This window comes from Psychrobacillus insolitus (genome assembly GCF_003254155.1).
GTDB classification, from domain to species: Bacteria; Bacillota; Bacilli; order Bacillales_A; family Planococcaceae; genus Psychrobacillus; species Psychrobacillus insolitus.
This window is the reverse complement of record NZ_QKZI01000017.1, coordinates 1-16,888: the sequence shown is the minus strand read 5'-3', so window position 1 is coordinate 16,888 and position 16,888 is coordinate 1. Positions and strand designations below refer to the sequence as shown.

Annotated in this window: 19 protein-coding genes, 3 tRNA genes and 1 pseudogene; 14 read left to right on the top strand and 9 right to left on the bottom strand. The window is 35.0% G+C overall.

The genetic code is table 11. The features are described from left to right. The first annotated feature begins 3 nt into the window (after positions 1–3). From C7437_RS16310 to C7437_RS16300, 3 genes are all read left to right on the top strand, one after another. A tRNA-Ile gene (locus C7437_RS16310) sits at positions 4–80 on the top strand. Positions 81–84: 4 nt separating this feature from the next. Beyond that, a tRNA-Asn gene (locus tag C7437_RS16305) sits at positions 85–159 on the top strand. Between the two features lie 7 nt (positions 160–166). Further along, positions 167–238 (top strand) — tRNA-Glu (locus C7437_RS16300). A 222-nt stretch (positions 239–460) separates the two neighbouring features. Here C7437_RS16300 and C7437_RS16295 read toward each other — a convergent pair. The 4 genes from C7437_RS16295 to mobQ are packed head-to-tail and all read right to left on the bottom strand — an operon-like array spanning position 461 to position 6,381. After that, positions 461–2,062 (bottom strand): ArdC-like ssDNA-binding domain-containing protein, encoded by a 1,602-nt coding sequence (locus C7437_RS16295; protein ID WP_111441054.1) that lies wholly within the window; start codon positions 2,060–2,062, stop codon positions 461–463. Continuing rightward, the gene (locus C7437_RS16290) at positions 2,052–2,276 is read right to left on the bottom strand and encodes a hypothetical protein (RefSeq protein WP_111441053.1); all 225 of its coding nucleotides are present in this window, start codon (positions 2,274–2,276) and stop codon (positions 2,052–2,054) included. Before C7437_RS16290 ends, C7437_RS16295 begins: the two co-directional genes overlap by 11 nt. A 50-nt stretch (positions 2,277–2,326) precedes the next feature. After that, positions 2,327–4,303: a VirD4-like conjugal transfer protein, CD1115 family gene (locus C7437_RS16285; RefSeq protein WP_245909329.1), complete on the bottom strand. Its 1,977-nt coding sequence runs from the start codon at positions 4,301–4,303 to the stop codon at positions 2,327–2,329. Between the two features lie 17 nt (positions 4,304–4,320). Next, complete coding sequence (gene mobQ, locus C7437_RS16280; RefSeq protein WP_111441052.1) at positions 4,321–6,381, bottom strand: MobQ family relaxase; 2,061 nt, start codon at positions 6,379–6,381, stop codon at positions 4,321–4,323. Between the two features lie 241 nt (positions 6,382–6,622). On the opposite strand from mobQ, the gene C7437_RS16275 reads away from it, so the two are divergent. The 3 genes from C7437_RS16275 (at position 6,623) to C7437_RS16265 (ending at position 7,417) form a co-directional block, all read left to right on the top strand. Next, complete coding sequence (locus C7437_RS16275) at positions 6,623–6,850, top strand: hypothetical protein (RefSeq protein ID WP_111441051.1); 228 nt, start codon at positions 6,623–6,625, stop codon at positions 6,848–6,850. Then, entirely contained in the window at positions 6,840–7,097 is a 258-nt protein-coding gene (locus tag C7437_RS16270) for a hypothetical protein (protein ID WP_111441050.1), read from the top strand. The genes C7437_RS16275 and C7437_RS16270 overlap by 11 nt, the downstream gene beginning before the upstream one ends. Positions 7,098–7,183: 86 nt before the next feature. Continuing rightward, a complete protein-coding gene (locus tag C7437_RS16265; protein WP_111441049.1) occupies positions 7,184–7,417 on the top strand; it encodes a small acid-soluble spore protein H in 234 nt (77 codons plus the stop codon). A gap of 229 nt (positions 7,418–7,646) precedes the next feature. Here C7437_RS16265 and C7437_RS16260 read toward each other — a convergent pair whose 3' ends face one another. Both C7437_RS16260 and C7437_RS16255 read right to left on the bottom strand, forming a co-directional pair. Further along, positions 7,647–7,949 (bottom strand): YmaF family protein, encoded by a 303-nt coding sequence (locus C7437_RS16260; RefSeq protein ID WP_281269982.1) that lies wholly within the window; start codon positions 7,947–7,949, stop codon positions 7,647–7,649. Positions 7,950–8,158: 209 nt separating this feature from the next. Beyond that, complete coding sequence (locus tag C7437_RS16255; protein ID WP_111441047.1) at positions 8,159–9,031, bottom strand: SDR family oxidoreductase; 873 nt, start codon at positions 9,029–9,031, stop codon at positions 8,159–8,161. A 135-nt stretch (positions 9,032–9,166) separates the two neighbouring features. Between C7437_RS16255 and C7437_RS16250 the strand changes: the two are divergent. The 5 genes and pseudogenes from C7437_RS16250 to C7437_RS16235 all read left to right on the top strand — a co-directional run bounded on the left by C7437_RS16250 (position 9,167) and on the right by C7437_RS16235 (position 12,243). Next, positions 9,167–9,504 (top strand): annotated as a pseudogene (locus C7437_RS16250) (winged helix-turn-helix transcriptional regulator). Positions 9,505–9,526: 22 nt separating this feature from the next. Next, on the top strand, positions 9,527–9,730 hold the full coding sequence (locus tag C7437_RS17495; protein WP_245909328.1) for a hypothetical protein: 204 nt from the start codon (positions 9,527–9,529) through the stop codon (positions 9,728–9,730). Next, a complete protein-coding gene (locus C7437_RS16245; protein WP_245909327.1) occupies positions 9,723–10,256 on the top strand; it encodes a Fic family protein in 534 nt (177 codons plus the stop codon). The genes C7437_RS17495 and C7437_RS16245 overlap by 8 nt, the downstream gene beginning before the upstream one ends. A 921-nt stretch (positions 10,257–11,177) precedes the next feature. After that, positions 11,178–11,903: a hypothetical protein gene (locus C7437_RS16240; protein ID WP_111441046.1), complete on the top strand. Its 726-nt coding sequence runs from the start codon at positions 11,178–11,180 to the stop codon at positions 11,901–11,903. 109 nt (positions 11,904–12,012) lie between these two features. After that, positions 12,013–12,243 carry a hypothetical protein gene (locus C7437_RS16235; RefSeq protein ID WP_245909326.1) on the top strand — a complete coding sequence of 77 codons (231 nt, stop codon included), beginning with the start codon at positions 12,013–12,015 and terminating at the stop codon, positions 12,241–12,243. A 727-nt stretch (positions 12,244–12,970) separates the two neighbouring features. Here C7437_RS16235 and C7437_RS16230 read toward each other — a convergent pair. Beyond that, positions 12,971–13,126: an aspartyl-phosphate phosphatase Spo0E family protein gene (locus tag C7437_RS16230; RefSeq protein WP_111441045.1), complete on the bottom strand. Its 156-nt coding sequence runs from the start codon at positions 13,124–13,126 to the stop codon at positions 12,971–12,973. 338 nt (positions 13,127–13,464) lie between these two features. Between C7437_RS16230 and C7437_RS16225 the strand changes: the two genes are divergently transcribed. Then, the gene (locus C7437_RS16225) at positions 13,465–13,839 is read left to right on the top strand and encodes a YolD-like family protein (protein WP_211310043.1); all 375 of its coding nucleotides are present in this window, start codon (positions 13,465–13,467) and stop codon (positions 13,837–13,839) included. A gap of 479 nt (positions 13,840–14,318) precedes the next feature. Next, positions 14,319–14,666, top strand: coding sequence for an ABC transporter (locus C7437_RS16220; RefSeq protein WP_245909325.1), 348 nt, complete (start codon positions 14,319–14,321; stop codon positions 14,664–14,666). A gap of 115 nt (positions 14,667–14,781) precedes the next feature. Here the strand turns inward: C7437_RS16220 and C7437_RS17275 are convergent, their stop codons facing one another. After that, entirely contained in the window at positions 14,782–15,723 is a 942-nt protein-coding gene (locus C7437_RS17275) for a hypothetical protein (protein WP_245909324.1), read from the bottom strand. Between the two features lie 148 nt (positions 15,724–15,871). Next, on the bottom strand, positions 15,872–16,213 hold the full coding sequence (locus C7437_RS16210) for a hypothetical protein (RefSeq protein WP_111441042.1): 342 nt from the start codon (positions 16,211–16,213) through the stop codon (positions 15,872–15,874). Between the two features lie 254 nt (positions 16,214–16,467). Here C7437_RS16210 and C7437_RS16205 point away from each other — a divergent pair, with 254 nt between their 5' ends. Further along, the gene (locus tag C7437_RS16205; protein ID WP_111441041.1) at positions 16,468–16,671 is read left to right on the top strand and encodes a DUF5348 domain-containing protein; all 204 of its coding nucleotides are present in this window, start codon (positions 16,468–16,470) and stop codon (positions 16,669–16,671) included. Positions 16,672–16,888: the final 217 nt, after the last annotated feature.

Genomic DNA, 16,888 nt, shown 5'->3' with positions numbered 1-16,888 from the left:
AGTGGGCCTATAGCTCAGCTGGTTAGAGCGCACGCCTGATAAGCGTGAGGTCGATGGTTCGAGTCCATTTAGGCCCACCACTATTCCGAAGTAGCCCAGTGGTAGAGCAATCGACTGTTAATCGATTGGTCGTAGGTTCGAGTCCTACCTTCAGAGCCAATATATAGGCCCCTTGGTCAAGCGGTTAAGACACCGCCCTTTCACGGCGGTAACACGGGTTCGAATCCCGTAGGGGTCATAATAAAATTTAAAGAAAAAAGACAATCATTCATTTGATTGTCTTTTTTTATTATCTGTTTTATCTATAAATTGCCATTCTTAAAAGATAAGAGAAAAGTGAGGTGAAACATAATGACTACAGAGTGTATGTTAATCGTCGAAGATGAAGAGAATATTGCGCGTGTATTGCAACTTGAACTATAAAGAATAGTGACAAGAGTTCATCCCTTATCACCATTTTCTATTTCTCTAATTCTTGTTCTTTGTCTTTAGTTGCAACTGCTTCTTTTAGTTCCTTTGTTTGGTTATTATGCGGATTGAGCGAATGTATGTCTTTTTCAAGTGCTTCTTTTGATTGTAATAAAGGATTCTTCATCAAATGCCAACCGATGGAGACGTTATGTTGGTGTTCAGCTTTTCTACTTTTCTCTTTCACGTACTTACCTACACGCTCATTCAATAGTTTTTCGTTCTTCTGTTGTAAGTGTCCTGTTTCTTTTACGTTAGTAATAGACAAGAAACGATCTGTGTTTAAAGACTGAGCGATTGCTGTTTTCTGAATGAACTTCTGACCTTCAAATTTCTTCGTAAATGTACGTTCTGTTGTTTCTCCGCCCTCTAGTGTCACCGCATATTTCCCATCTTCAATTTTGGTAACTTTCATAAAGTCTTCCACTTTTTTAAACTCTTTTACAATTTCATTCTTGTTTTCGAGTACGTTGATGACATGGTATCTACTCTCCAAATCACTTAACGGTAGGTACCTATTCGTATTGGTACGTAGAATGAAATGGTTCTCCTTGGAATTTTCTTCTACTTTCGCAAATAACACCAGACCATTTTTTGGATCCACTAACTGCAATGTCGGAGTATCTTTTAAATTGATCTGCAGCTTTTCCTCTAGCTCAGACTTCACTTTAGAAGGATCGATGGATTGATAAAACTCTTTAATCTTTTCGCTTTGTAGCGAATTAATTTGTTCAATCATTTGACTGGACACTTGTTGTACTTCTCGTATTGCAAGTTTTGCAACATTCAAGTCTTGTGCCCATGTTGCAATATAGCCGGTCGAGGTTAGATTGGTATCTAACCCATAGTATTTTGACACAATATAGGCTGCTGATTCTGCTTGTGCTTCCTTATGCCCCTGCGGATACTGATGCATTTCATTCGCTTTATTATGAAGTAATCCGTGAGCGTATTCATGAATAGCCACTCTAAATTGCTCTTCTGTTGTTTTGGAAACAGCTGTGTTGATTACAATTTTGTCGGTATTATGATTATAGAAACCACCGTAGGACTCTTGCTCATGGTTTTCTTCATGAATAGATAAAGGATTCTTCTTATCTGTATTTACTTGGTTTACAAAACGCTCATATAGCTCACTGAGTGATTCTTCTGATTGTAAGTTATTCTGAACGAAATCTTGGACGTTAGGAAGCTCTTTCCCACTTGTTTGAGAGACATCAAAGACTTTGCCAAATACATAGCCACTTATTGTTTCTCTTACTTCTAATTGTGCATCTCCCTGTTCATCTTTTATTATTTCTCCAGTTTTAGCATCTAATTTTTGTTCGATTTCTTTTTGGAATGTCGGAACAAGAATCTCAATGCTCTTTTCTCCTTTACTTACATGTCTACCAAGCTCTTGCCAATGTTTGAAGCCTCGGATCATGGTTGCATCAGGTTTTTGGGAAGCAATGAGTAAAGTATTGTGAAATGAGTAATGATGTCCAGAAGCCATTACATTCAACAAATCTTGAAAGCGATCGTTTTTGAATAGATCTTCCAAGTTCTGTTCTAACCGTTTTGATACTTCAGTTAAATCCACTTTATTCGACATATTCAATCACGTCCTTTCTTACATACCATGCCTCATATAAAGGCGCTAAACTACCTTCCACACGAACTGGTGTGTAACATGTTACTGTGTAATCTGAGATTTTTTCCTCTAAGTCGAGTAGCCCTTCATATGTAAGTGCCTCAAAGGGCACTGGGTCATAAAAGCTTAATATCCGTTTATCCGTTCCAAGAATTTCGCTAATGGTCAGGTACATCCAGTTCACTCCTTAAATTGTTTTGTAATACTAGTTGATTGTGTACGGAGTTAGAAAAAGTTTTGAATGGTAACTTCTTTTTCTTTTAACCTATTTTTAATTTCTTGGTTATCTAGTACCCTTTCTTCATCCGTATCCGCTATTTCAAGTTCAGATTCATCAAAATCCAGTCCTAGGTGTTCCGCTTGATCCCATTCTTCTTCGATTACTTTAGTGATTGTCTGAGAGCCGGAAGAAGAATTAGCTTCAGATTGTTCTTTTTCTACTGTTGCTGCTGTTTGTGACTCTACTATTCTATTAGTATTAGAGGTTTGTTCGTGCCTACTAAACCGCGCTACATAGTTCCCAAATACTTCAGATTGCCAAGCTTTTTCAAGTTTCATTGGGAACATTCCACTGGCGAATAAATAGCTAGTGTCCTTTGGAATATTCGATAAGTCACCTTCTGGGATTAAAGGTCTCTTTACGTATTGTTCAGATTGACTAGAACTAGCACTCGATTTGCCACTCATAAATCCCCCACTTTGACTGGTGCTTTCCGTTTGGACTTTAGCGGTGGTTTCTCCTGCGAGTTGTGAGAAATACTTGATTGTTTCCATATCCTTACTCCGTAAAAATAAGAGGGTATCATGGTTTGATAGAATAGAGCGAGCGAGTTCTTTACCATACATCGCTTCAATTTGACCATTATCCTGGACAATTGTGTTCATTGATAACCCTAAACCTCGACATGTTGCGAGGACGCGACCGTATTTTTCAATCTTGCCGATATTAGCAAACTCATCTAATAAGAAAATCGTTGGTATTTTGAGTTTCCCATAGTTTTCATCTGCCATTTTATAAAACTGAGAGATTAGTTGATCGAAAAATACAGAAGTCAGAGCCATAAATGGGTTATCGTCCATTGGTAACTTGACATACAAAACGCTTTTTTGTTCTTGGAATGCACGGAAGTTAAAATCACTCGTACTGGTCATTTTACTGATTTTGTTTAGTGTAAAGATACTTACTTGTGATGCAAAGGATGAAGTAACACTTGCTCGTGTGTTGCCTCCAAGAGTCGTTAACCCTTTCAACAGTTGATATGCTGGATGGTCTTCACCTAAATCCTCTTCTACCCAGTCACGAAACTCATCTTCGTCGTGTGCAACTTTTTTGTTAAAAGTTGTAATCACGTCTTTCATGCTTGCGTTTGGTATTTCTGTTTTACAATAGACGATTAATCCAGCGAGCATCTTCTGTGCACGTTCCATAAAGAAATCTTCTTTACTATCTTTCGTAGAATTCTTTGCAATCGTAACGGAGACACTTTGTGCATCTTGATCATCTAAGACGTAATCTAGTAGGTTATAACGATCTTGATTAAAGTTAATAAAATCAACTTGATACACTTGATAACCCTGTTCTCGCTTGATTTGTGCAGTTTCGTTAAATAGCTCCCCTTTTGGATCCGTAACAATAATCGTTTCTTCTCGGTTATTTAATAGGTTTGGTATAACATATGATTGTCCTTTTCCACTCCCACTGGAACCGACTACATATACATTTCGATTATCAATAGAAGTCGTGCGTGGAATGATCAGGACTTGTTTCTTTCCAGGTACCTTCCCTATAATCAAGCCATTTTCAAGCGTTTCAAACGTCTTATTAGGATTGGTTTTGCTATATTTATTCCGTTTCGATAACTGTTTTCCATTCATCACTTCATGGGGCAGTGTAAACCGTGAGGAACCATGCACGCCGTAATCATGTGCATCTTCATATGATTTCTCCATTAGATTCATTTTGGAAAGGAACCAAAAGAAGAATACTCCCATTAAAATGATAATTAAGATCTTTGTTTGACTGTCAGCTTCATTCATCACGTAATTAAGTGTCCCTGATACATCAAGTAATTGTTTGTTCAAATCACCTTTTAACTTTAAGAATGTAAACAGTCCAGAAAGTACATACCCAATGAGCACGGTTAACAGGAATGTAATACCTATCCGCACTCCTGCACCTTTTCGGAACTTTCGTTTCGCCATCCTTGGTCATCTCCCTTCTATAAGTCAACTTCTAAATCTAACTGCTGACGGATTCGTTGGTCTTTGGTTTTTCTTCTCATTTTTAATGGTGTTTGGTCAACTTGTTTCGATGATTGGGTTGAACTGGATTGATGGATAAGTTGCTCAAGTAACTCCCCAGATGCTCGACCCCCGATAAAATGGGTAATGTCTTTTTGAGTAGTTGATAATCGTTTGAAAAACGGACTAGATTCATTCTTCTCATAAACTTGCTGCTGGATGTTCCGTTTGGCCTCATGATCTTTAGCAAATCGTACGCAGGTTCGTAAAGACGGCACATAGCCTTTCTTCAACTCATCTTTGTAAAAGCGTAAAATGTCAGCTTTTACTTGGAGTGGCATGCTATCTAATCTAGTTAGTACAGAATCTTTTTCATCGTAAAACAGTTTGTGAAGGAGCCCCTCTAATTGTTTGTTTACTAGTTCAGCTTTACGACTAGACTGGACTAGAAGTTGTTGCATCGTATTCAGCTTAATGGAAAGGTGATAAATCTTATCCAGTTCTCTCCTGTTTTTAATAAGTGCATCTTTTTCTATCCCTAATTTATTGCGAGTTAAAGATTGAATTCGTATCGTATTGCTTATCGAATCACTTTTTTCGAGAAGTTTGTAAATTTCAGCGATGGATAAGACGTCGGAGACTTCTTCTGGATGGATTAGTTGGTCAATTTTATTCTCTTTTAAGGCTCCAAGCAGTTCATTTTTAATCAGAAGAACTCGGTCATTCCATTTAAATTTTTCTGGGATATCTGGGTAAATCTGATTGAATGTGCGATGTGTTACGAGTGAGAATACATTGTAAACACGTTCAGTATGCTCGATTAACATATCCTGTGTTTTTGTTGATTTCTCTCGCTCATGTTCTGCCTCTTCGTATGTTTCAAGTCGAGGGATAAATTGTTCGTAAAAATTATTCATGGAAAAACCTTGTAACTGTAGAAACTCTTTATTTTGTCCATGGTACGCTTTATTTGCAGCATCAAGTAATGAGTGAGTAACTGTCATTTTCGCTTCATTTGGTTCAGCTGTTCTCTCTCTCCAACGGTATAGTCCGTCCAGGTGCTGGCGGACATTACCGAAGGTCACTTCTTGTTTCAAACGACCTTGTAAGAATTGAATACTCTTTTGGTATTCAGGTTCCAGTTGACTCATCACGAGACTTGTTTCTTCATGAAGAATTTTCTCTACTGAAGGTGTAGATTGATGTGCAGCTAGTGAGATAATTTTGGAATTTAGTTTGGTAATTTGTTCATTTGTTTTTCTAATTTGTTGATTGAGCTGATGATAAAAAGTAGTAGCTTCTTTTCCTTGTGCTTCTAATCTTTTGACGAATTGGTATTCGTTTCGTTCCAGTCGAACTTCTGCAATTTTCTCCAAGCCTTGATCTTCAAATGATAAGGCAGATACTTTTTGTTGGATATCATTTTCTAGGAAAGCATCGTTCATCATATCCGCATAAGCAAGTCGCCATTTTACTAATGTTTCTCGGTGATTCCAATCTGTAGAATTTACTGTTTGGAAAATCTTTTTTCCGTATTCTGTGCGTTTAATTTCACCATTTTCATCTCTTTCATAGGCTCTTCTTTTCTTCTCTCCCCAAGAGCCATCTTTATTGAAAGGACGAACGGTTAGTAAGACATGTGCATGGGGATTATGTTCTTTGTCACGGTGAATCGCAACGTCGGCAACCATTCCTTCATCTACGAAGTTTGTTTGAACAAACGTCTTAACTAATTTGTTTTGTTGATCGTGATCTAGTTCAAGTGGTAAAGCGATTAATATTTCACGAGCTAATTGAGCGTTCCATGCTTTTTCTTTTTTTTCTACTTCGTTCCACAGTTTTTCGCGGTCGTGTGTCCATTTTGGTGCGTGGTCAGGACTTAAGATGAAAGAAACAGGGGCTACTCCACGAGTTCGGAAGTTTTTGATTTCCTGATCTCGTTCTGAATACAAAGACATGCCACTGCGGTAACTGGCACTTGCTACAACTGATTGCGTTTTTTTACTAATCACATTTGCTCGTAGCATGTAATAGCTCATCTTAAATCCCTCCCTTCTTTTTCTTGTTGTTCTGTCTTTTTACTTTTGCTTTTTAATATCCGAAGGCGACAATTATTTTTCTGTCCTTGGACAGAACCCATGCCACCACTTTTAGTGGTGTATAAATGGGCACTCGTCTTTCAGTACTCGGATTTATTGTACCATAAACTTATAGAATAATGTGACTATTATTATCCTATATGTTAAAATATGGACAAATAAGATAAGAGGAGATAAAAATATGACAAACAAACTAGAAAAGATTGTAACGATTGAGCAACAAATTGAGAAGTTAAAAGAAAGGCAAAAAAAGATTGAGGAACAAATGCACATTGGGATAGGTCGTGAAGTACTAAAGCTTTGGAATGTGGAATCAGAAGAAGCAATCAAATGGGTACAAAAAATGGCTTCGCAAGTAAATGGCGTGGAAAGTGTGAGATCTCGGGAAGTGAGCACGAATGAAATATGATCCACTTGAAGAATCAAAAGACTTAAAAGAGAAGATAACCCAGTTGCAACAGAAGAAAAAACAATTGGAAAATGAAACTAGAAGGAAGTTAAGTTGGGAAAAAAGAAAAGCACGTACAAAACGGTTAATTGAAACTGGTGCACTCGCGGAGAAATATTTTGGAATAGAGGATTTTACCATAGAACAAAGGGAAAAAGTTTTTCAGACATTTTCAGATTTCGTGAAGAATAATAAAGTGCAAAGTTAGAAAGAAGACTTTTATAGTGAATATGAATACTTAAGGAATAAAAGGTGAATATTAGTACCAGAACGAGTTAAAAGGAGGCTTTTATGATGAATATTCAAAGGGCACAAGAAATTGCTGCTTCACCAGTTTTAGCTGATGTACTATGTAACGGGGTTCCAATATACATTCAACATGTAGATGAAAGTAAAGGGACAGCTAGAATTTATTCTCTTGATGAACCAGAGAATGAGCAAGAGGTTGCATTAGCTGACTTAATAGAACAAGAAAGTCGTCAAATAATACTTCCGGTAAACAATTACGGAACCACAGATACCATTTGAATATACGAAAGAAGGGCTATTCCCATCATCGATGTAATCCGGATAGTAATGCATCAACATAGCCGGCTTTGGATGTTCCTGTGAATTATTGTCCAGTGGAAATTGTTGTAATCTGTTTCCAAGAATCAATCGCGGTCACCCTAAAGAGCCACCATCATTAATTGATGGTGGCTCTTTAGGGTGATTATCATCGTTTCTTTGTTCCTTAATTATTATTTTTTCAATATATTTAGGAAAAATTCCTTTCTGTAAATCCAGAGTAATAATGTACGTGTCCGTCATCAAATGTAGTCATTCCTGAAAACTCGTGGTAATGTGTTCCATCAGTTAAAAAGACAGGATTTCCCGTAAACCTTGAAAATTGATGAACATGCCCTACAAAAGTGGTTGTTCCCTCATAATAATGAACGTGGGTCATCATGTTATTTGCTGGAGTAGTTGTGCCCTGTACGGTATGTGAATGCCGATCATTTATTGTCGTTTCAGTGGAGTATTGGTGAACATTTCCCTCGTTCCATTGTAGTTCTAAAATTTCATGCTCGTGTATAAAATCTCCCCCCTTGTTCGTTTATAACAAAGTTTGGTAAAATTACTTCTCCAGTTTTTCTTAGAAGTGATCTTCAATGGATATTTTATGTTAAATTTGCTATAAAACTAGGGTAATTTTATATATCCCTAGTTTTGTTAAAAGGTAATAAAAAACCGACCCAATTTAGAATAAACAAGGTCGGTTCAATTTAATTATTTATTTTGGGTAATTCCATTTACAATTTGAGTAAGTGCCTCTTTGATTGGCGTAGTTGGACGACCAAGAACTTTTTCTAAATCATTACTCTCTAAATCAAGTGAACCTTCTCTAATGCTTTTTTGTATATCAACAAGAATTGGAATAACAAATTCTGGTACACCAGCACCTCTCATAATATCAGCATAAGAGGAGTCATCCACTTGTTGAACAGTTACTTCTTTTTCTAAAACATCACCAACAGCAGATGCTAATTCTTCCTGAGTTAATGGTTTACCACAAAGCTCGTATATTGTATTTTCGTGTCCTTTGCCAGAAAGTACTGCAGCAGCAACTTCTGCATAATCTTGTTGAGTTGCCCAACCTACTTTTCCTTTTCCAGCAGATGTCAGCCAAGGAGCTCCTGCTAGTACCCCTTGAATACTTGCAATTTCATTTTCCAAGTACCAGTTGTTGCGTAGAAAAGTGTATGGAATACCTGTTTTTAAAATTGCTTCTTCTGTAAAACGATGAACTTCAGCAAGGGATAATTTGCTTTCCTTTATATTTGCCAAACTTGTATAAGCAATAAATTTAACTCCAGCATGCTCAGCAGCTGTGACTGCCTTGCCATGCTGACGAATCCGTGTTTCATTGTCTCCATCAGCAGAAATAATTAATAAGCGATCAATACCTGCAAAAGCAGAATCCAATGTTTCTGGATAATCAAAATCTCCATGTCGAACTTCTACTCCACGAGCTCGGAATCCTTCTGCTTTCTCTGGTTTACGCACACTAACAGCTAATTGACTTGCTGGTACAGTCTCCAATAACTTATCTACAACTTTAGTGCCAAACTTCCCTGTTGCTCCTGTTACTAATAATTTCATTATTTATTTCTCCCATCTTTTTATTTGATTATTAAGGTTAGTCTAACATTATAGTAGTAGTCATTTATTTAAAAGTAGTCATTTTTTATAACATAATCTCAAAAATAGTACCATTAAGAAAGAGAGGCTTTTATTATGGCACGAAGTTGGTTCCGCGAACCTCCAGAAGCACAAATTGAAGGAATTGAGGTTTGTCCAGTTACACAAGCACAAGACATAATTGCAGGGAAATGGAAAATCATCATTCTATGGTATTTAAGCATACAGATAAGAAGATTTAATTGTTACCTAATATTTCAAAAGGAATACTGACACGTCGGTTGCGAGAATTGGAAGAAGATCAAATGGTTCACAGAGAAGTATATAAAGAAGTTCCTCCTAAAGTAGAATATTCGTTAACACCTTTGGGACAAAATTTTATTCCTATACTGCATAGTATGGGCGAGTGGAGTAAAAACAGTGGTTATACCTGAATGACTAGGATGGCGGATGGTCGTGAACTTTCAAGAGATTGACGTAAAGAAAAAAAGATTAGATCAAGCTCATCCTTTACCTGTCTATTCAGTGACGTCCCTATTAAATCATGTATTAATCGACCGGGCCTACAATTTAAATGCAATTGAAGGTAATACACTTAGCATTTCTGAAAAAAAAAGTGGTATTAGAAGGAATGACTGTAGGTGGAAAAACGATGCGTGAACATCTCGAAGTCATTAATCATCGAGATGCAATTGATTTCTTAGAAGAAATTGTTCAAAAAAATGAGCAATTAACTGAATGGACAATTAAATCGATTCATCGACTCGTGTTAAAAGGAATACAAGATGAAAATGCCGGTGTGTACCGAAAAGAAAATGTCTTAATTGGCGGTGCTTCTCATCGTCCACCAGACTATGTAATAGTTCCGGAATTAATGGAACAATCTGTTGAAAAGGTTGAAAATGAATGGTCTATATGTCATCCAGTAGAGCGTGCTGCTAAAGTTCATGCAGAGTTTGTGAAGATTCATCCATTCGTAGATGGAAATGGTCGAACTTCTAGGTTGCTGATGAACTATGAATTAATGAAATTTGGCTTCCCCCCTGCTGTTATCAAAGCAACTGATCGAGCAAAACATTATGATGCTTTGGATCATGCACATACAACTGGTGATGATGAATCATTTATTCAATTAGTTAGCACTTCTGTAAGTGAAAGTTTAGACCTTTGGTTAAGTGTTATCTAGATTGCAAAAGAAACTATAAAATTAAGAGTCTAATTCGCGTTTTGAATTGGACCCTTTTTCCATTTAAAAAGTGTATGAAAATTAGAACGAGTGATGCCTACTATGTCCCCTCTTACAAATAGAAAAAATGAAATTCAATTGTTAGTGATCTACCGTGAAAAAAGGAATGTTTGCATTAAAATTTAAAAATGGAAAGTTAATATTTTATTGAAATTAAAGGGAATTCTATAAGTTTGTCGAAATATTCTTATTTAATAGGCTTTTAATAAACTACAATGGTCTACTAGTAATCAGTGACCTATAAGTGGTTCACAAATAAGTACTTTTATTGCTCTACAAGTGGATATTAATTTATTAGATTTACAAGAAGTATTTATGATTAGTTGTCCGGTGATTCATGATGTAAAAAAAGATAATTTACCTAATTTTATGTTTCAATATTTGCTTTTTCAGTGGCTCACGAGTAATCAGTGATCTACGAGTGACCTACAAAAAATATCTTTAATGGTCTACGAGTGATTAGTGGTCTACATGTGGATGGTAATTTATTGGTCTTACAAAACGGATTTATATTTTTAGCTGTTTAGCGACTCGTGAAAAGTTCGGTGTGTATTTATTTTTACTGGGATGCGCCCCATTCGCTTTTTCAGTGGCTCACGAGTGATCGGTGATCTACTAGTGACCTGAAAATACGTATCTTTAATGATCTACGAGTGATCAGTGGTCTGCAAGTGGATGGTAATTTATTGGTCTTACAAAACGGATTTATATTTTTAGCTGTTTAGCGATTCGTGAAAAGTTCGATGTGTATTTATTTTTACTGGGATGCGCCCCATTAGCTTTTTTAGTGGCTCATGAGTGATCAGTGATCTACAAGTGATTCAAAAACTAGATTCCTAATGCTCTACAAGTGATCGACAAATGAATACTAAATCATTCTTAGATTTAGAAGAAGGTGGTATTTTTATGGAGTTGATAGAGGCAGTTTGGCAAATAAGTGATTTCACAGATGAGATTCAAAAAAGATACGAAGAAGAAACAGCTATTAAAGAGTCTATTCACTACAATACCGTAGATAAATGGTTTAAAGAGCTCGAAAAAAAAGGCATTCATTATATTCAAAGAACTGCAGATAAGAATAAGAAAGTATATGATGAATTAGATATAGCCATTGCAATATTCATCATGAAAAAAAGAGCTGAAAGGTGGAGCTTGGATGCAATTTTTAATATTCTTTCAGCTAACTTGGAAGTTAGGCCATTTCCAGACTTAACAAAGGATGAACCACTAGTGCCAAGTGAAGCACTAGTGATGGTAGAAATGAATCTGAGATTAGAAAAAATGCAGAAAGAAATGGAAGAAAGATTAACTTACGAACTAGATTTAAAGCTCGAACAAAAATTAATGGCCAGGTTACCAATTCCAAAAACTGATCAAGAGATTAGAGCTGAAAAAACAGACATCATGATTTCATCTGTAAGAAAGCGTTATGAAATTGAAGAAAAAGCGATTGCGGAATGGAATAAGCTGCCGCAAGAGCAAAAGGTAAAAAAAGTTGGTTTTTTCCGTAAGGAAGAAGACATCTTGAAAAGAGATAGCTTTATAAGGGGGTTTGTAAAAAAATATTTTGAGAATGAGGACAAGTAGCTGAGCCTTTTAACCCCAAATTGATATACCAAATATAATTAATAGTACCAATATTCTAATTAAATAGGTATAATTATGTATAATAAGGACTAAAAAGGGGCTGGGATAAATGGGTGATTCTCTTTACGATAAAATGGAAACAGAACTGGTAGCAGGGTTTTACTATTTTATAAACAAAAATATAAATGAAGGTATTCTATCCAATGCCATGCAATCAGAAATTAAACTAATTGAATGTACTGCTAAAAGAAGAGGAATCTCATTAGAAGAACTGCATGAACAAGGTTCACATCTATTGGAAATGGAAATGGAAATGAAAAGACAAGTACAGCCGTTCTAGAACACACTGTACAGGCAACTTAGATTAACGCCTTATACGTCCTTTAGAGTGAAGAAGATATTATTATTATTAGAAGATGGGGACGCTAAAACATCATACCTCAGAACTACCACATGTGGACCACCGGTAAGGGTTAGAACTACAAGGGCAACAGCAATGAAAGAGATACTAAATATTTCCCTATACAATCCTATATGGAGAGTCTATAGTTCCGTACCAGCAGGTGTTCTGTATTAAAAATATAAGCACTACTTTTCAAACCTTAATGACACAATTCAATTAGTAGTTCATTTCATAGCCACTGTTTTCCAGCATGATTATTGGGAAATGTGTCTTTTTTTTGATTCTAAAAAGAAGGTTGAGAAAACGTTCTCAGGACGAATGGCTTTTATTAAGGACAAGTATTGCGATACACATAATATAGTTGGAAGCTATTAGTCGTTAGAATGAGACTTGATGGGCCCTCCAAATACGTCATAGAAACTCTTTTACATAGTGTATCTTTTCTTTTTCTTATAAGAATATTTAAGAAAACACGGTATTATTGGCTAGATTACTGTGTGGAGGAAAACGAAGTGAATTAGTAGGGGGGAGATGCTCTTGATTTCAATAAAATAAAACCAATCAAACCGAATTTTATATTCAATCTGACTGGATTTATGGAGTGCTAGGGTTTGAAATTTTAGCTATATTAATAAATATTCCTCCGTTTAATTAAGGTGTTTAATCAAGCAAGTAACTTATTAAGTAACTTATCTAATTCTTGACTGCAATATACTACTTGTGGGTGAGCGAATCCTAAATCCTTCGCTTTTTTATACATAGCTTTTCTTTTTATTTCAATTTCATGTTTTAATGTATTTTCTAATAATCCATTTTTCATAATAACTCCTCCATCAAATTTCTTTAGCTTTATTCATCGGTAATCCTCTGGTTGAAATAGAAAAACAACTTTACCATTCTATACTATTTAATATGTATAGAATGTCGAATTATGCATCAATAAAAAAATTCGCATTATTGTCAAAAGTGATGGTTATTTAAATAATAATCGATTTAGTTCTTGACTGCAAATGCTATTTGTGGAGTTTTACATCCTGCATTTTACATTTATTAACCAACGTGGCACATAATATCTATTCGTTGGAAGAACGTGTGTTCTTTATGGTAAGGGGATTAATGCAATATGTCAATGATAGAGAAAGAAAGGGACATCGAATAATGGGTTATCTAAATGAAATGAACAATAATAATTTTGATTCATCAAAAGTACACGATAGAGGATCGAAAAAGTGGGTAGCTATGATGTTACCTGAACACGTCCAATTAATTAGGCAATATAATGAGGATACAAAGAAGATTCCTCGGCCAAATTTAGGTGAGTTTGACTTACTGGCTATTCAAGAACAAATTGAAATAGCAATGAAGAGAAATGTCAAAATCAAATTTCAAATTTGGAAAGACGAAGAAGTTAAGTATAGTACTGGTACGATATGTTGGATTGATTTGAACCGGAAAATCATTGAAGTCGAAGATAAAATGCATTCATTTCAGCTAAATTTTGATGAAATTGTAGATGTAACTTTATTGACCTGATTTTTGAAGGTAAAAGGAAATTTCTCTTTCATAACTCATTTAACAAGTCATCCATCTGGTAAATAGTGGACCACTTGTGGCCACTATTTAGAGGAGGAATCGTGCGTTGATTGTACTAAATATGTCGTTTAGGTTGCTTCAATAGGTAAATCATTTACTTGACTTAGCCCTTGTCTGTTTACTTGTTCATTGCTCTACTTGTGACCACTGGTAGAAATAATGTAGACAATCTTTTGGATTTATTGGCCAATTTTTTTGTTTTGAATTATGCGATTTAACCTTGCTAACAAGGTTAAATCGCCCAGGATTTTTGAAATTAACAAAAAAAGAGGAGGAAATTTTTTTATTTGCATCTCTAAACGATTGTTGGAATTTTTTGCTTGTTGTAAATGAAGCTTTGAAATAAAGTTCGACAATTTTTAAAAAAGATTGACCTTTTATAATAATGTAAATAAAGTTGTAAGTTGGGCGTGATTAAAATGGATAGTAAGCTATTAGAAATATATGTAGGATGGGAAGATAAACTAAGTAATGATGAGTGGTATTTTAGTAATGGTTTCGAAACAATTACCGAAGGCATGTCTCCAGAAGAAGCGTTTAATTACATCCCAAACGTCATTGAGGTGTTATTCAAATTAGATGACGACTTCTTAGTATGGGTAACCCTTTATTTCTTAATTGAACTCTATGGTCTTGCAAATACCACTCAGATACATCCATACCTCGAAGGTAATTGGTCAGTGTTATTACAACATATTAAGTCATTTGAAGACTCTTATGCTACTCCATTTAAAGAACTTATGAGAGAACTAAGAATTAAAGAATGATGTTAATACATATTTTTTAACGGGTGCTTTATCTGAAGAGCATTGAGTTGCTTAGATTGTTCTTATTCTTATTGAACTAATGCACCTGTTAGTTGAAGTACATTCTTTCACAAACTTATTTACTTTGTAATTCTTCATGGTTAATTTCTTTAATTATTTCTTTAGAACCATCTTCTTTAATTATCGATATTTCTACATCTTTAGTTGGACTAATTGCATACCAATACCTTTTTTCACCTTCAACATTAATAATTTTTGAAGGTTCATCACCGACATATACTTCGAATATTGAACTATCACTTATTTCACCAGAATATATATATGGTGGTTGGTTCATTGACGACCATTTTACTGGAGAGGTCCATTCTGTTCCCTTAGTTTGAATCCATTCCCATTGATTATCCACCTTTTCAATATAAGCAATAGATATTTGCTCTTCATCATCCTCACTATTTTCTCTGAAAACAGCTATTGCATCATCCTCATGTACTACATTAAATTCCATTTGAACAAGTCCATATGAATACCCAACTTCTTCAATATGCATATCCTTCATCTTTTCATGAAAAAAACTCTCGAATATTTGTTCTTGTGAAGAACCAGCCATTAATATGTTTCCGACAAATTGAGCAATCCCCTTATCAGAGCGAAGGTCAAATACAATCACATATTCCCCTTCATCTTTTGGAAGATGGAAAGAACGGTCATCATTTATTTCTAGTTTTATCTCTTTATTATTCTTCCATAATGAAACATTTAATTCTTCAATTGCGAAATCTTGACTGTCAAAACCATAATCAACTTTTTGCCCAGATTTAAAAGATACTGGTTTTTGTTCTCTTGCAAAAGATAGAATATCTTCCGTTTCTTTTTTATAATGTTTATCAGAATCCCAATCAATATTCACTTCTTCTAATTCTATTGATTGCTCATTCATGCTTTCGGATACAGTAGAAATTGTAACAGTAGGTGGAGAGAAATCATAATCCTCCCCGATGCACCCTGTTAATGTGAAAGTCAAAAAAAATCCCATAAATAATTTCAAAAACCCATTCATTTCGCACCCCCTGTTTTTATTACTACGACAACAATTCCTGTTAAGTTTCATATTGAGCTAACTGTGCGTTAGTTCAATATGAAACTGGATTCTATCGCTGGACGAGCTTGTATAGTCCATACACACCAGCTTTACATAACGCCCAAAATTATTCTCTTTCGATGAAATACTCTCTAATTTCAATTGGTAATTCTTCTATAGCTATAATTTTCATTTTTTTCGTTCCAGGAGTAGTTTGAATTAAGTAAGTTTTCTCATCAAATTCCAATAGTGTAATTTGTGTGATCATATTAGGATTAAATTCTTCTTGAATATATTCAATACTCTTATATTCAATATTTTTAGAATCAAGAAACAGTGACTCTGGATTTTCTGAATTCCTTAATGTCTGCATTAATTCTAATGAATTAGAAGGGTTAGTAATAGCCCAGTGAATGATTGGTGCTGAAACAATTAATAAAGCAAAAATAATGGCTAATATTTTTTTCATATAAGATACCTCCAAAATTAATTCGATCGTTGAACGGGTTTGTATAGACCATACACAGCAGGTAGACATAACACCCGTTTAGGAGAGCAGGATTACTTGCTCTTCTTTGTATTTGGTTCCAAATCCCTTATTGTACTATTGCCCCGTTAGTTGAAGAAGCATATTCTAATGCATATATTGGTCGAACTGCGACTTATGTTTATTTTTTGTTGAACTTGTCAATCCTATAAAAAACACACGACGGAGGTATTTTTATGATTGGATTACTAACAAAAAACTTGCAAGGTAGATATGCATTCTATAATGGTTTTTACTTTACAACTGGTGATGCTATTGAAATCAAACTAGATTATAATCATTGGGTACAAACTATAATTAAACATAAGGATGAAGATTACTATTTAAGAGATTTTCCTAATCTTAAAATTGAAGGATTGACTGCGAGAAAAGTTGTATAACTTTTCTCGTTTTTTAATTAGACATAATGTTCAAAAGCGACATAAAGCATTCATTCTCTTATTAAACTAACCTGCTCTTTAGTTCAATAAGAAAAAGCTACCCTTACAGGCAGCCACTTGTTTAAGTAAAGCACCCTTTACTTTAAGTGTGATATTTCACAATCTTACTTGTGGTATAAGAAAAGAAAACATTAACTTGAAGAAGTACATTTAGATT